This is a genomic window from Pseudomonas rosaeacicularis (genome assembly GCF_057128745.1).
In genome coordinates, this window is sequence record NZ_JBSKHT010000026.1 from 60,436 (window position 1) to 75,497 (window position 15,062).

The 15,062-nt window shown below is 60.2% G+C and carries 14 protein-coding genes; all 14 read right to left on the reverse strand.

Going from position 1 to position 15,062, the window contains the following annotated elements:
• Positions 1 to 12: 12 nt before the first annotated feature.
• The 14 genes from ACWKWM_RS26945 to flhA all read right to left on the reverse strand — a co-directional run bounded on the left by ACWKWM_RS26945 (position 13) and on the right by flhA (position 14,660).
• Complete coding sequence (locus ACWKWM_RS26945; protein WP_483849023.1) at positions 13 to 414, reverse strand: DUF2802 domain-containing protein; 402 nt, start codon at positions 412 to 414, stop codon at positions 13 to 15.
• Positions 415 to 894, reverse strand: coding sequence for a chemotaxis protein CheW (locus tag ACWKWM_RS26950; RefSeq protein ID WP_349798945.1), 480 nt, complete (start codon positions 892 to 894; stop codon positions 415 to 417).
• Between the two features lie 71 nt (positions 895 to 965).
• Positions 966 to 1,856, reverse strand: coding sequence for a CheW domain-containing protein (locus tag ACWKWM_RS26955; protein ID WP_483849024.1), 891 nt, complete (start codon positions 1,854 to 1,856; stop codon positions 966 to 968).
• Positions 1,857 to 1,970: 114 nt separating this feature from the next.
• The gene (locus tag ACWKWM_RS26960) at positions 1,971 to 2,759 is read right to left on the reverse strand and encodes a ParA family protein (RefSeq protein WP_483849025.1); all 789 of its coding nucleotides are present in this window, start codon (positions 2,757 to 2,759) and stop codon (positions 1,971 to 1,973) included.
• 40 nt (positions 2,760 to 2,799) lie between these two features.
• Positions 2,800 to 3,681 carry a flagellar motor protein MotD gene (gene motD / locus ACWKWM_RS26965; RefSeq protein ID WP_483849026.1) on the reverse strand — a complete coding sequence of 294 codons (882 nt, stop codon included), beginning with the start codon at positions 3,679 to 3,681 and terminating at the stop codon, positions 2,800 to 2,802.
• Positions 3,682 to 3,691: 10 nt separating this feature from the next.
• Positions 3,692 to 4,432, reverse strand: coding sequence for a flagellar motor protein (locus ACWKWM_RS26970; protein ID WP_483849027.1), 741 nt, complete (start codon positions 4,430 to 4,432; stop codon positions 3,692 to 3,694).
• Complete coding sequence (locus ACWKWM_RS26975) at positions 4,432 to 5,589, reverse strand: protein-glutamate methylesterase/protein-glutamine glutaminase (RefSeq protein ID WP_483849028.1); 1,158 nt, start codon at positions 5,587 to 5,589, stop codon at positions 4,432 to 4,434. Before ACWKWM_RS26975 ends, ACWKWM_RS26970 begins: the two co-directional genes overlap by 1 nt.
• 49 nt (positions 5,590 to 5,638) lie before the next feature.
• Entirely contained in the window at positions 5,639 to 7,909 is a 2,271-nt protein-coding gene (locus ACWKWM_RS26980; protein WP_483849029.1) for a chemotaxis protein CheA, read from the reverse strand.
• A gap of 121 nt (positions 7,910 to 8,030) precedes the next feature.
• On the reverse strand, positions 8,031 to 8,819 hold the full coding sequence (locus tag ACWKWM_RS26985) for a protein phosphatase CheZ (RefSeq protein ID WP_483837453.1): 789 nt from the start codon (positions 8,817 to 8,819) through the stop codon (positions 8,031 to 8,033).
• A gap of 19 nt (positions 8,820 to 8,838) precedes the next feature.
• Positions 8,839 to 9,213: a chemotaxis response regulator CheY gene (locus ACWKWM_RS26990; RefSeq protein WP_483837452.1), complete on the reverse strand. Its 375-nt coding sequence runs from the start codon at positions 9,211 to 9,213 to the stop codon at positions 8,839 to 8,841.
• Between the two features lie 264 nt (positions 9,214 to 9,477).
• Positions 9,478 to 10,218, reverse strand: a complete 741-nt coding sequence (fliA, locus tag ACWKWM_RS26995; RefSeq protein WP_349798962.1) for an RNA polymerase sigma factor FliA — start codon at positions 10,216 to 10,218, stop codon at positions 9,478 to 9,480.
• A complete protein-coding gene (gene fleN, locus ACWKWM_RS27000; protein WP_483837451.1) occupies positions 10,215 to 11,048 on the reverse strand; it encodes a flagellar synthesis regulator FleN in 834 nt (277 codons plus the stop codon). Before fleN ends, fliA begins: the two co-directional genes overlap by 4 nt.
• Positions 11,049 to 11,166: 118 nt before the next feature.
• Positions 11,167 to 12,519: a flagellar biosynthesis GTPase FlhF gene (flhF, locus tag ACWKWM_RS27005; protein WP_483849030.1), complete on the reverse strand. Its 1,353-nt coding sequence runs from the start codon at positions 12,517 to 12,519 to the stop codon at positions 11,167 to 11,169.
• Between the two features lie 11 nt (positions 12,520 to 12,530).
• Entirely contained in the window at positions 12,531 to 14,660 is a 2,130-nt protein-coding gene (gene flhA, locus ACWKWM_RS27010; RefSeq protein ID WP_483837449.1) for a flagellar biosynthesis protein FlhA, read from the reverse strand.
• Between the last annotated feature and the right edge of the window lie 402 nt (positions 14,661 to 15,062).

The following is a 15,062-nucleotide window of genomic DNA, read 5'->3' on the forward strand; positions in this document are numbered from 1 at the left end:
AGCGAATACCCCTCACCCCTTCCCGGTGCCATGCACTTTGGTCATCAACTGCGCCTCGGCCTGGGTCAGGCCGCAGGATTGGGTGAGTTCGTCGATGCTGGCGCCCATGGTGACCAGGCGAGCCGCCTGGGCGAAGGACAAGGTGGAGGGATCGCGCTGTTCGAGGACGGTGATTTTGTCCGGCAGCGGCGCGACGAGGGCGCGCAGCTCATGGAGTTCTTCGCCCATTCTGACCGTGCCGCCCTGGTAGTTTTCCAGGCGTCGGGCCAACTCGCGGATGCGTTGGTCACGCAGCGAATCGGCTTCGAGCTGCTGCGTGGCCAATGTGCGCTGGCGTTTGGTGTGGGCCATGAACATCGCGACGCTCGCGAGCCACAACACCGCCAGAAAAATTACCGCAACCTCAAGAATCAATCAGATGCTCTCCAGCTCGGACCACTCTTCTTCGGACATCATTTTGTCCAGTTCGACGAGGATCAGCAGTTCGCCGTTCTTGTTGCACACGCCCTGGATGAATTTGGCCGACTCGTCGTTGCCCACGTTTGGCGCGGTTTCGACTTCCGACTGACGCAGATAGACCACTTCAGCCACGCTGTCGACCATGATCCCGACCACTTGCTTGTCGGCCTCGATGATCACGATACGCGTGTTATCGCTGACTTCAACCGGCGGCAGACCGAAGCGCTGACGGGTATCGATCACGGTCACGACATTCCCGCGCAGGTTGATGATGCCCAGCACGTAGCTCGGCGCACCCGGGACCGGCGCGATCTCGGTGTAACGCAGCACTTCCTGAACCTGCATCACGTTGATGCCGTACGACTCGTTGTCCAGGCGGAAGGTGACCCACTGCAGAATCGGATCTTCGGAACCCTGTGCTGACGACTTATTCATAACCCCAACCCCTTGCCTGTTGCGCTGTACGGCCGGCATTGCGTACGCCGGCCCGTGTTTGTTTGATTACGTTACTTGATCGTGTGCATTTGCTTGACCGCGCCACTGGCGATCAGCTCGGCCAACTCGGAAACATCCAGCAGCGCGCACATGTGTTCAATCACCGTGCCCGCCAGCCATGGCCGCTGTCCGCGATGGGAGCGCCATTTGATCTCGCTTGGGTCCAGACGCAACGAACGGCTGACTTGATGAACCGCCAGCCCCCACTCGTAGCCCTGCACCGAAATCACGTATTGCAGCCCCTGACGAAAATCGTCGCGGTAGCGATCCGGCATGATCCAGCGCGCCGTGTCCAGCACCTTCAGGTTGCCGGCCTGGCTGGGCAGAATCCCCAGAAACCAGTTCGGCTGACCGAACAGCGGCGTCAGGTCGTGACCGGCCAACGGATAGATCGACCCCAGGCAAACCAGCGGCACGGCCAATGTGAGCCCTGCGACGTCGAACAACAGGCATTCGAACGGCTCGGCAGCCCAGGCCGGGCGTGCATCCGGTGTCGGCGGTGGTGTCGGGTTGCGCTGGGACGGCAGATGAACCTCCACCACCGGCTCGATCAGCGCAGGTATTTCCATTACCGGCACGACCGGACTGATGATCACCGGCGCTTCAACAACGCGAGCGACCACAGGCGCCGAGGCTGCAATCGGAGCAGCACGAACAGCATCGGCCATCAGTACCGCTGCGGTCACGGGCGCAGGCGTTGCAGCTGCTATGGCAACGGCCACCGGTTTTACAACCGCGCTCAAACGGGCGTCATGGGCCTGTTCTTCGCGCACGGCCGCTTCGAAATCGTCGACAGCAACAGGCTCGGCCAGCAGCTCCTCGGTCGCGTCCTGCAGCAACGCATCAAGGTAGTTCTGCAGCGCCAGTTGTGGTCGTGATGCAATGTCCAGAGGGCGGTTCATAGTGGAGCCCGAAAATAAGTAACGCGATTGCCGCCTGAATGTTGTATCGGCTGAAGGGGCGGCTGACTTGAATGCCGCATGACATCGCGCGGCGATAAGTGATCAGCGGCCATCTCAAGCCACCTGCCCGACGAGTTGTTCGGTGAGCAGGTGTTTGAGCAACGCCCGATAGGCCAGCACGCCACGGCTTTTATTGTCGAACTGCGACGGCGTCACACCCGCGCGGCTGGCATCACGCAAGCGCGTATCGACCGGCACATAGGCATTCCAGACATGCTCGGGAAAGGTGTCGCGCAGCAGTCTCAAAGTGCTCATGGACGCTTGAGTGCGGCGGTCGAACAACGTCGGGACGATGGTGTAAGGCAACGGCACTTTGCGCGAGCGGTTGATCATTGCCAGCGTATTGACCATGCGCTCCAGGCCTTTTACGGCCAGATACTCAGTCTGCACCGGCACCGCCAACTGCTGGCTGGCGGCCAGGGCATTGACCATCAACACGCCCAGCAACGGCGGACTGTCGATGATCGCGTAATCGAAATCCTGCCACAGCTGCGCCAGGCTTTTGGCAATCACCAGGCCCAGGCCACTCTGCCCCGGCGACTGACGCTCAAGGGTCGCCAGTGCGGTACTCGAGGGCAGCAGGGAAATACGGCTGTCGCTGGTGGGCAGCAGCAATTGGCCGGGTAAACCGTCCGGCACCACACCCTTGTGCAGAAACAGATCGAAGCAACTGTGCTCGAGCTCATCGGGGTTGTGGCCGAAGTAGCTGGTCATCGAGCCATGGGGATCGAGATCGACGACGACCACACGCTTGCCGGCATCAGCCAACAATCCGGCTAACGCGATGGTGGTGGTGGTCTTACCGACTCCCCCTTTCTGATTGGCGACTGCCCACACTCTCATGTTTCGTTTTTCCCGCCGGTCAAACCACGACCGAGACTGATTATGGGGCGGATGACGAAGATTTGACGCCTTGCGGCGGCTTTGCTGCTGCAGGTGCAGTTTGTGTGCCAGCCCGGCGCATCGCGGCATCGGGTTTTGCGTTAGCTGCGGTACCGGAACCGGTCAAGCTGCGGCGCACCTCCAGATTGCGTGAAATCACCAGCACCACGCGGCGGTTGCGCCCTCTTCCATCGGCTGTTGCATTGGAGGTCAGCGGTTGAAATTCACCATAACCGACCGAGGCCAAGCGCGCGGGATTGATCCCGTCCATGGCGAGCATGCGCACGATGCTCGATGAGCGCGCCGACGACAGCTCCCAGTTGCTCGGGAACTGCGCAGTATTGATCGGCTGGTTATCGGTAAAGCCTTCGACGTGGATCGGGTTGTCGAACGGTTTAACGATTTTCGCCACTTTGTCGATCAGATCGAACGCCTTGTCGCTGGGCATCGCGTCGCCGCTGCCGAACAGCAGATTGGAGTTGAGCTCGATTTCGATCCACAGCTCGTTGCCGCGCACCGTCATTTGTTTGGAGGCGATCAAATCGCCGAAAGCGGTATTGACGTCATCGGCCATTTTTTTCAGCGGATCGTCTGTGGTCTGCCCGATGGCGGTATCGTTCTGCTCGCTTTCGACCACTAACGGGTCGGCTGGCCTGACGGTCTGGGGTTTCTGCTCGCCAATGGGGATCGGCTTGACGCTACGCTCGGGCTCGTTGAACACCCCGACCAGCGCCTCGGACAGCACTTTGTATTTGCCTTCATTGAGCGACGAAATCGAGTACATCACGACAAAGAAAGCGAACAGCAAGGTGATGAAGTCCGCGTAGGACACCAGCCACCGTTCGTGATTTTCATGTTCTTCGTGCCGCCGACGTCGGGCCATGGTCAGTGCCTCACTCCATGAAGCCTTGCAGCTTCAGTTCGATGGAGCGCGGATTCTCACCCTCGGCAATCGACAGCAGGCCTTCGAGCAGCATTTCGCGATAGCGCGACTGACGGATCGCAACGGCTTTGAGCTTGTTGGCCACCGGCAGCAGGATCAGGTTGGCCGAGGCCACGCCATAGATAGTGGCGACGAACGCCACCGCGATGCCGCTGCCCAGCTGATTGGGGTCGGCGAGGTTGCCCATCACGTGAATCAGGCCCATGACGGCGCCAATGATGCCCACGGTAGGCGCGTAGCCGCCCATGCTTTCGTAGACTTTCGCGGCCTGAATATCGCGGGTTTCCTGGGTGATGAAATCCACTTCCAGAATGCCGCGAATGGCTTCGGGCTCAGCGCCGTCCACCAACAGTTGCAGGCCTTTGCGCGAGTAAGGATCAGGCTCGGAATCGGCGATGGATTCCAAACCCAGCAAGCCTTCCTTGCGCGCCGTCAGGCTCCAGTTGATGACACGATCAATGCCGCCGGCCATGTCCACGCGCGGCGGAAATAGAATCCAGATGAAGATCTGGATCGCCCGTTTGAACGCGCTCATGGGGGTCTGCAACAGACACGCCGCCAGCGTGCCACCGAGCACGATCAAGGCCGCCGGACCGTTGAGCAAGGCGCCCAGGTGTCCGCCTTCCAGGAAGTTGCCGCCGATGATGGCGACGAACGCGAGGATGATCCCGATCAGGCTCAGAACGTCCATCAGATGCAGGCCTCGACCAAGTGACGACCCATGTCATCCAGGCTATAAACCGCGTCCGCCAGGTCCGCTTTGACGATGGCCATCGGCATGCCGTAGATCACGCAACTGGCCTCGTCCTGCGCCCAAATGTGAGCGCCGCCCTGTTTGAGCAGGCGCGCGCCTTCGCGACCGTCGGCGCCCATGCCGGTCAACACGACCGCGAGCACTTTGTCGCCGTAGGATTTGGCCGCGGAACCGAAGGTGATGTCCACGCACGGCTTGTAGTTCAGGCGCTCGTCACCCGGCAGGATTTTCACCGCGCCGCGTCCGTCCACCATCATCTGTTTGCCGCCCGGCGCCAGCAGGGCGAGGCCCGGACGCAGGATGTCGCCGTCTTCGGCTTCCTTGACGCTGATGCGACACAGCTTGTCCAGACGCTCGGCGAACGCTTTGGTAAACGCTGCCGGCATGTGCTGGATCAACACGATAGGCGCCGGAAAGTTCGCCGGCAGTTGCGTCAATACCCGCTGCAACGCCACCGGACCGCCCGTGGAAGTACCAATCGCTACCAGCTTGTAGGCCTTGCGTTTAGGTGCCGGGGAGGAAGGCGCATGGGGCGCGGACGCAGAATGTGCCGCGTGAGCCACCGGACGCGGCGCAGGCGTTGGCGCGTGCCGTGGCGTTGCGGGCGCGCTGTGCAGCGAACTGACCGCTGACGGCGCGGCGCTCGCAGGCGCAGCGGCCGGTGTCGGTGTGCTGCCATAGCCGCCAAACCGACGGTTACTGCGCGAAATGGAATGGACCTTTTCGCAGAGCATCTGCTTGACCTTGTCAGGGTTGCGCGAGATGTCTTCGAAATTTTTCGGCAGAAAATCCACCGCCCCCGCGTCCAGCGCATCGAGGGTTACCCGGGCACCTTCGTGGGTCAGCGACGAGAACATCAGGACCGGCGTCGGGCAGCGCTGCATGATGTGACGCACCGCCGTGATGCCATCCATCATCGGCATCTCGTAATCCATGGTGATCACGTCAGGCTTGAGCGCCAAGGCTTGTTCGATGGCTTCCTTGCCGTTAGTCGCTGTACCAACCACTTGAATGGTCGGGTCCGAAGAGAGAATTTCCGAGACACGGCGACGGAAAAACCCTGAATCGTCGACGACAAGAACCTTGACTGCCATAAAAACTCCATAGAGCGAGCAGGCCTTCGAGAGGCCCGTTCACCCAGAATCAAATACGCCGCGTGGCGTAACGCTTGAGCATGCTCGGTACATCAAGGATCAACGCGATGCGTCCGTCACCGGTAATGGTGGCGCCCGACATGCCCGGCGTACCTTGCAACATCTTGCCCAGCGGTTTGATGACCACCTCTTCCTGGCCCACCAACTGATCGACGACAAAGCCGATGCGTTGCGTGCCGACCGACAGGATCACCACATGCCCTTCACGCTGTTCTTCGTGAGCGGCAGAGCTGACCAGCCAGCGCTTGAGGTAGAACAATGGCAGCGCCTTGTCGCGCACGATGACCACTTCCTGACCGTCGACGACGTTGGTGGTCGAGAGGTTCAGGTGGAAGATTTCGTTGACGTTGACCAGTGGGAATGCGAACGCCTGGTTGCCCAGCATGACCATCAGCGTCGGCATGATCGCCAGCGTCAACGGCACCTTGATCACGATCTTCGAGCCTTGGCCCTTGGTCGAGTAGATGTTGATCGAGCCGTTGAGCTGGGCAATCTTGGTTTTTACCACGTCCATGCCCACGCCACGCCCCGACACGTCGGAAATCTCGGTCTTGGTCGAGAAGCCCGGCGCGAAGATCAGGTTGTAGCAGTCACTGTCGCTCAAGCGGTCGGCAGCGTCCTTGTCCATGACGCCGCGCTTGACGGCAATCGCCCGCAGCACAGCCGGGTCCATGCCTTTGCCGTCATCGGAAATCGACAGCAGGATGTGATCGCCTTCCTGCTCGGCAGACAAGATCACGCGCCCACCTCGGGGTTTGCCCGACGCTTCGCGCTCTTCCGGGGATTCGATACCGTGATCGACCGCGTTGCGCACCAAGTGGACCAGTGGGTCGGCCAGTGCCTCCACCAGGTTCTTGTCCAGATCGGTTTCTTCACCGACCAGCTCAAGAGCGATTTCTTTTTTCAACTGACGCGCCAGGTCGCGAACCAGTCGCGGGAAACGGCCGAAGACTTTCTTGATCGGCTGCATCCGCGTCTTCATCACGGCGGTCTGCAAGTCAGCGGTGACCACGTCCAGATTGGACACGGCCTTGGACATGGCTTCGTCAGCGCTGTTGGCACCCAGGCGCACCAGGCGGTTACGCACCAGCACCAGTTCGCCGACCATGTTCATGATTTCGTCGAGCCGCGCGGTGTCGACGCGCACGGTGGTTTCGGCTTCTGACTTCTCGGCCGCAGGCGCTGCCGCTTTGGCGGGCGCTGGCGCTGCAGGTTTTGCGACCGGAGCAGCGGCTTTCGCCGGTTCGGCCTTGACGGGCTCGGCTTTCTTTACCGGGGCAACGGCCGCTGGAGCGATGGTGATCGCATCGGGTTCGAACTTGCCTTTGCCGTGTAACTGGTCGAGCAGGTCTTCAAATTCGTTGTCGGTGATCTCGTCCGACGGCTTGCCATTGGCAGCGGCAGGCGCGATAGGGGCAGCAGGCGCGGCCGGTGGCTGCGCGGCAGCCGGAGCACTCGCAGCAGACTCGGCTGAAAAGTTGCCCTTGCCGTGCAACTGATCGAGCAGCGCTTCGAATTCGTCGTCAGTGATTTCGTCCGATGACGTGCTCGCCACAGCAGGCGCTGGTGCGGGCGCCGCGGGCGGTGCAACGGCGTCCACGGCGAACTGACCTTTGCCATGCAACTGGTCAAGCAAGGACTCAAATTCAGCGTCGGTGATGTCGTCACTGCTATTAGCAGCAGGTGCGGCAGGTGCGGCGGGTGCGGCAACGGGCGCGGCAATCGGCGCGGACACTGTGCCACCGGCAGCCTGAGCCTTGACGGCGTTGAGCGAGTCCAGCAGTTGTTCGAATTCGTCGTCCGTGATGTCATCGGACGCCTCAGCCACAGGCTCGGCAATCACCGGCGCTGCGGCCACTTGCTCGGCAGATGCAGGTTCGGCCAGACGCGCCAGCGCAGCGAGCAGTTCAGGCGTTGCCGGCGTGACATCGGTACGTTCGCGCACCTCGCCGAACATGGCGTTGACCGCATCCAGCGCCTCGAGCACCACGTCCATGAGCTCGGAATCGACCCGGCGCTCACCTTTGCGCAGGATGTCGAAGACGTTTTCCGCGATGTGGCAGCATTCAACCAGCTCATTGAGCTGGAGGAAGCCGGCGCCCCCTTTTACAGTGTGAAAACCGCGAAAAATTGCATTGAGCAAGTCAGCGTCATCCGGTCGGCTTTCCAGCTCGACCAGTTGCTCGGACAGTTGCTCCAGAATCTCGCCGGCCTCAACCAGAAAATCCTGAAGGATTTCTTCATCGGCGCCGAAGCTCATTGGGGGGGTGCTCCTAAAATTAACCGTCAACCGATCCAGGTCATGCGCGAAGTCGTCAGCGGGTGAGCCGGGTGCGGTCAATCAACACGCAGCAGGCTCACAACGCCTTCTTACTCAGAACCTAGAAACCCAGGCTGGATAGCAGATCGTCTACATCATCCTGACCGGATACGACGTCTTCACGTTTATCGGCATGAATCTGCGGACCTTCACCCTTGGAATGAAGTTTTTCTTGTTCTTTTTGCTGACGGAACAGTTCCTGGTCGTGTTCGATACCGGCAAAGCGGTCGACCTGGCTGGCCATGAGCACCAGCTTGAGCAGATTGCTTTCGACTTCGGTCACCAACTGAGTAACGCGCTTGATCACCTGACCGGTGAGGTCTTGATAATCCTGAGCCAACAAGATGTTGTTCAGGTGGCCGGCAACCTCGTGGGTTTCCTGCTCGCTGCGTGTCAGGAAACCGTCGACACGCTTGGCCAGATCACGAAACTCCTCGGCACCGATTTCGCGACGCATGAAGCGGCCCCAATCGGCGCTCAACGCTTTGGCGTCGGCCGTGAGTCCGTTCATCAAGGGGGTGCTTTGCTCCACCAGATCCATGGTGCGATTGGCCGCGTTTTCGGTCAGCCGGACCACGTACGACAAGCGCTCGGTGGCGTCGGTGATCTGTGACACTTCTTCGGCTTGCGGCATGGTCGGGTCGATCTGGAAGTTGACGATGGCGCTGTGCAGCTCACGCGTCAGCTTGCCGACTTCCTGATACAGGCCGCGATCGCGGGTCTGGTTCAGCTCATGGATCAGTTGCACGGCTTCGCCGAACTTGCCTTTTTCAAGGCTTGCGACCAGCTCTTGTGCGTGTTTCTTCAGGGTCGACTCAAAGTCACCCATTGTCGAATCTTTGGAATCCATAGCGCCCTCGCAGCGAACATCAGCTATTGACGCGCTCGAATATCTTCTCGATTTTTTCTTTCAGCACTTGCGCTGTGAAAGGCTTGACCACGTAACCGTTTACCCCGGCCTGGGCGGCTTCAATGATCTGCTCACGCTTGGCTTCAGCGGTGACCATCAATACCGGCAAGCTGCGCAGGCGCTCATCGGCACGGACTTGACGCAGCAGGTCGATGCCGGACATGCCAGGCATGTTCCAGTCCGTTACCAGAAAGTCAAAAGAGCCGCTTTGCAGCATCGGCAATGCGGTCGTGCCGTCATCTGCTTCCGCCGTGTTGGTGAACCCAAGGTCACGCAACAGGTTTTTTATGATCCGCCGCATCGTTGAGAAGTCATCAACGATGAGGATTTTCATGTTCTTGTCCAATTCGACCTCCAAGCAGTCTTTAACGCGCCCAGCACCTGGACGCGCGTTCAATCAAAACCGGTACAGCTCGCTGACCGGGCTGCACGAAACGACGACGGGCTTGGCAAATCAACAGGCATGAACCACGGCGCGACGCACGCGATGTGCGTCTGCGCTGACCGGCTCAAGCCTTGTCTCTCTTGTTTCCCACGAACGCTCTGCACAGCCGGCTTTACAGGTAACACGGCCCCAATGGGTCCGCCGCGTTGCCTGTCAACGCGCTCGCCATTCTCCCAAACGCCCTCGCAAACGAGCTGCGCACTGGCTGTGTAACTGACTGACCCGCGATTCGCTGACACCCAGGACCTCACCGATTTCCTTGAGGTTAAGCTCTTCGTCGTAGTACAGCGCCAACACCAGGCGCTCACGCTCTGGCAAATTGGCAATGGCCTCAGCCAACGCGCTCTGGAAACGTTCATCTTCCAGGTCACGCGACGGCTCGAGCGACTGGCTTGCGCCGTCCTCATGCAGCCCTTCATGTTCGCCGTCCTGCAGCAGGTCGTCGAAACTGAACAGTCGGCTGCCCAAGGTATCGTTCAAAATCCCGTAGTAATCATCGAGACTCAATTGGAGTTCGGCCGCAACCTCGTGATCTTTAGCGTCGCGGCCGGTTTTTGCTTCAATTGATCGAATCGCGTCACTGACCATGCGCGTGTTGCGATGCACCGAACGCGGTGCCCAATCACCCTTGCGCACCTCGTCGAGCATGGCGCCGCGGATGCGAATCCCGGCGTAGGTCTCGAAGCTGGCGCCTTTGGTGGAGTCGTACTTGGTCGAGACTTCGAGCAAGCCGATCATGCCGGCCTGGATCAAGTCTTCGACCTGCACGCTGGCCGGCAGACGCGCCAGCAAGTGGTAGGCAATTCGCTTGACCAGAGGCGCATAGCGCTCGATCAGCTCGTATTGGGAATCACGGGATGATTTGCTGTACATGCGATACCCACTTGCTGTCATGACACGGGCCCTGCGCTGGTGTGATGCACCAGACGTTCGACGAAAAATTCCAGATGGCCGCGCGGGTTCGCCGGTAACGGCCAGGTGTCAACTTTCTGCGCGATGGCCTTGAACGCCAGCGAGCATTTGGAGCGTGGAAACGCCTCGTACACCGCGCGCTGCTTCTGCACGGCCTTGCGTACGCATTCGTCATACGGCACGGCGCCGACGTACTGCAGGGCAACGTCCAGGAAACGGTCGGTGACCTTGGTCAGCTTGGCGAACAAGTTGCGCCCTTCCTGCGGGCTCTGCGCCATGTTGGCCAGGACCCGGAAACGGTTCATGCCGTAATCACGATTGAGCAGCTTGATCAGGGCGTAGGCGTCGGTGATGGAGGTCGGCTCGTCGCAGACCACCAGCAACACTTCCTGGGCGGCGCGCACGAAGCTCACCACCGACTCACCGATCCCGGCGGCGGTGTCGATCACCAGCACGTCGAGGTTGTCGCCGATGTCGCTGAAAGCCTGAATCAGACCCGCATGCTGCGCGGGCGTCAGATGGACCATGCTCTGGGTGCCCGATGCCGCCGGCACGATGCGGATACCGCCCGGGCCTTGCAGCAGGACGTCACGCAGCTCGCATCGACCTTCGATGACGTCGGCCAGGGTGCGTTTCGGGGTAAGCCCCAGCAGTACGTCGACGTTGGCCAGACCCAGATCGGCGTCCAGCAACATGACGCGGCGTCCAAGCTCGGCCAGTGCCAGTGAAAGGTTCACCGACACGTTCGTCTTGCCTACGCCACCTTTGCCACCGGTCACTGCAATAACCTGTACGGGATGCATGCTGCCCATGTTAATTGTTTACCTTGTCTTGCTTAGACCTAAGCCACATGTCGGGCTGCACGTTCGTTGTTTGAACAATGCCTGGCAGACCATCTAAGTGGGTACATTCCAGTGTCATATTCTTCACCTAACCCACGCGCTTGCCGGGGGTGTGGTAAAGATCCGCAAACATATCAGCCATCGCTTCCTCGCTAGGCTCTTCCTGCATCTGCACGCTGACCGCTCGACTCACCAACTGGTGCCGCCGCGGCAAATGCAGATCATCCGGTATCCGTGGACCATCGGTGAGATAGGCCACGGGCAGCTCATGACTGATCGCCAGACTCAAGACTTCGCCGAGGCTGGCTGTTTCGTCCAGTTTGGTCAGGATGCACCCGGCCAGACCGCAACGTTTGTAACTGTGATACGCCGCTGACAGCACTTGCTTCTGGCTCGTCGTTGCCAACACCAGATAGTTGCGCGACTTGATGCCACGCCCTGCAAGACTTTCAAGCTGCATGCGCAGGGCCGGGTCGCTGGCCTGAAGGCCGGCGGTATCGATCAGCACCACACGCTTGCGCAGTAACGGTTCCAGCGCCTGAGCCAGGGATTGCCCCGGATCAACGTGGGTCACCGGTACATTCAAAATACGTCCCAGGGTTTTCAGCTGTTCCTGAGCGCCGATCCGGAAACTGTCCATGCTCACCAGCGCGATATTCTGCGAGCCGTATTTGAGCACGTAACGCGCTGCAAGCTTGGCCAGCGTAGTGGTTTTCCCCATGCCGGCAGGGCCGACCATGGCAATCACTCCGCCCTCTTCCAGCGGCTCTACGTCAGGCGTTGCAATCATACGCGCCAAGTGTGCCAGCAGCATGCGCCAGGCGTGCTGTTGATCATCGGTATTCGGCACCATCGCCAGCAGGTCACGAGACAGCGGGCCCGACAGGCCGACCCGTTGCAGACGGCGCCACATATTGGCCTGGGATGGACGACTGCCTTGCAGCTGGTTCCAGGCCAGGGAACCGAGCTGAACTTCCAGCAGTTCGCGCAGGCCATTCAATTCGGAGCGCATCGAGTCGTAGGCACGTTGCCCGATGGCAGGCTCGGCGAGCGCTGCCCGTTCGGCGCGGTCTGCGGCAACGGCTGCATGCACCGATGGGCGGAACGGTTCGTCCAGCGTTGGCTCGATGTGCTTCTCGTCATCGCTCAACGGCAGACCGGCAAACAGTTGGCGGGCGGGCGAAGCGTCCACCTCGCCACGGGTGCCGAGTTCAGCCTGGGCGGAGACGATGCGCGATTGGGTTTTGCGCAGCTCGTCTTCGAGTTCGATGTTGGGTACACGCGGCGCCAGCGCCGAGAGTTTGTAATCGAGCGCAGCGGTCAGTTCCACGCCGCCAGCGATGCGCCGGTTACCGATGATGGCCGCTTCGGCGCCCAATTCATCTCGAACCAGTTTCATGGCTTGTCGCATATCGGCGGCGAAAAAACGCTTAACTTGCATGACTCACTACCTCAGCCGTTAGGCCCGACAGTCGCTACGATGGTGACTTGCTTGTTGTCAGGAATTTCCTGATACGCCAACACATGCAGGTTCGGTACAGCCAGACGTCCAAACCGCGACAACATGGCGCGAACCGGGCCTGCGACCAACAAAATAACCGGCTGGCCCTGCATCTCCTGACGCTGCGCTGCTTCGATCAACGAGCGTTGCAGCTTCTCAGCCATGCTCGGTTCGAGTAGAACGCCTTCTTCCTGACCTTGCCCTGCCTTCTGCAGACTATTTAGCAATATCTGTTCCAACCTTGGCTCAAGCGTGATAACAGGCAGCTCCGGCTCAATGCCCACAATGCTTTGCACGATTGCGCGGGACAATCCGACCCGCACAGCAGCCACCAATGCGGCGGTATCTTGACTCCGCGCCGCGTTGTTGGCGATAGCCTCGGCAATGCTGCGGATGTCGCGCACCGGCACCTGTTCGGCGAGCAGCGCTTGCAGCACTTTGAGCAGCGCCGAGAGCGACAGAATACCGGGCACCAACTCTTCAGCCAGCTTGGGCGAGCCTTTGGCCAGCAATTGCATCAATTGCTGGACTTCCTCGTGCCCGATCAGCTCATGAGAGTGCTTGTAGAGAATCTGGTTCAAGTGCGTCGCAACGACCGTGCTGGCGTCTACCACGGTGTATCCGAGCGACTGCGCCTGTGCCCGCTGGCTGACTTCGATCCACACCGCTTCCAGACCAAACGCCGGGTCTTTGGCGTTGATGCCGTTGAGGCTGCCAAACACCTGACCGGGGTTGATCGCCAGCTCCCGGTCCGGGTAGATCTCGGCTTCGGCCAGGGTCACGCCCATCAGCGTCAGGCGGTAGGCGCTGGGCGCCAGATCGAGGTTGTCGCGAATGTGGACCGTTGGCATCAGGAAACCCAGCTCCTGAGAGAGCTTCTTGCGCACGCCCTTGATCCGCGCCAGCAGTTGACCACCCTGATTGCGGTCCACCAGCGGAATCAGGCGATAGCCCACTTCCAGGCCGATCATGTCGATGGGCGTGACGTCGTCCCAGCCCAGCTCTTTGGATTCTTGCGAACGGGTCGGCGATGGCAGCAGGTCCTGTTGGCGCTTGACCTCCTGCAGGGCCATGACCTTGACCTGATCCTGCTTCTTCCACAGCAGGTACGCGCCACCCGCTGCCACCAGCCCCAGGCTGATGAATGAGAAATGCGGCATGCCCGGCACCAGGCCCATGACGATCATGATGCCCGCCGACACACCCAACGCCTTGGGCGTGCTGAACATCTGGCGATTGATCAGCTTGCCCATCTCTTCCGAACCGGAAGCACGGGTCACCATGATCGCGGCGGCGGTGGACAGCAGCAGTGATGGCAATTGCGCCACCAAACCGTCACCGATGGTCAACAGCGCGTAAACCTTGCCGGCGTCGGCAAAGGTCATGTTGTGCTGGAAGATACCGACGAGCATGCCGCCGATGAGGTTGATGAACAGGATCAGGAGACCGGCGATGGCGTCACCGCGCACGAACTTGCTGGCACCGTCCATGGAACCGTAGAACTCGGCCTCCTGGGCGACTTCCAGACGGCGGGCCTTGGCCTGTGGCTGATCGATCAGACCGGCGTTGAGGTCGGCGTCGATTGCCATCTGTTTGCCAGGCATCGCGTCGAGGGTAAAGCGCGCGCTCACCTCGGAGATACGACCGGCACCTTTGGTCACCACCACGAAGTTGATGATCATCAGGATCGCGAACACCACGATACCGACCACGTAGTTACCGCCGATCACCACTTCACCGAAGGCCTGAATCACCTTACCGGCAGCGGCATGGCCGTCCTGACCGTGAAGCATGACCACGCGGGTGGATGCGACGTTCAGCGCCAGACGCAGCAGCGTCGCGACCAGCAGGATGGTCGGGAACACCGAGAAATCCAGCGGCCGCAGCGCGTACACGCAGACCAGCAGCACGACGATGGACAGGGCAATGTTGAACGTGAAGAACACGTCCAGCAGGAACGGCGGCATCGGCAACATCATCATTGCCAGCATGACCAACAGCAACAACGGCACGCCCAACTGACCCCGGCCTAGACCGGACAGATTGCTGCGTGCACTGCTGAGTAATTGAGAACGATCCACCGATTCTGTACCTGCGCGCTAAATCAAACTTTTGACGCCGTGGGGCGACTTAACGCAGATATTGCAAGAAGGGGTCCAAGTCTTGGCGCCTACTGGAAATAGCAGAATTGGCTGGATGAATGCGATCCCTTTTAGGAGCAATCGGAGGTTACGACGGTCTAGGCCGCCTTCGGACGATACGGTGGGTCGGGTGTACCGGAACGTGGGTATATCCGTTATTTGTGTGTGCTGTGGTTATGGTTCCGCCCTTACGGCGGGTCACTTTTTTTTCGGAAAAAGTAACCAAAACCATTTGCTCCTGGTTTGGCCCGACTTCGTCGGGTTTCCTCACTCCGGCGACGCTCCGTGGGCACGCCGCCATCGGCCATCCATGGCCGGGGGCGGCTAACGCGGCATCCATGC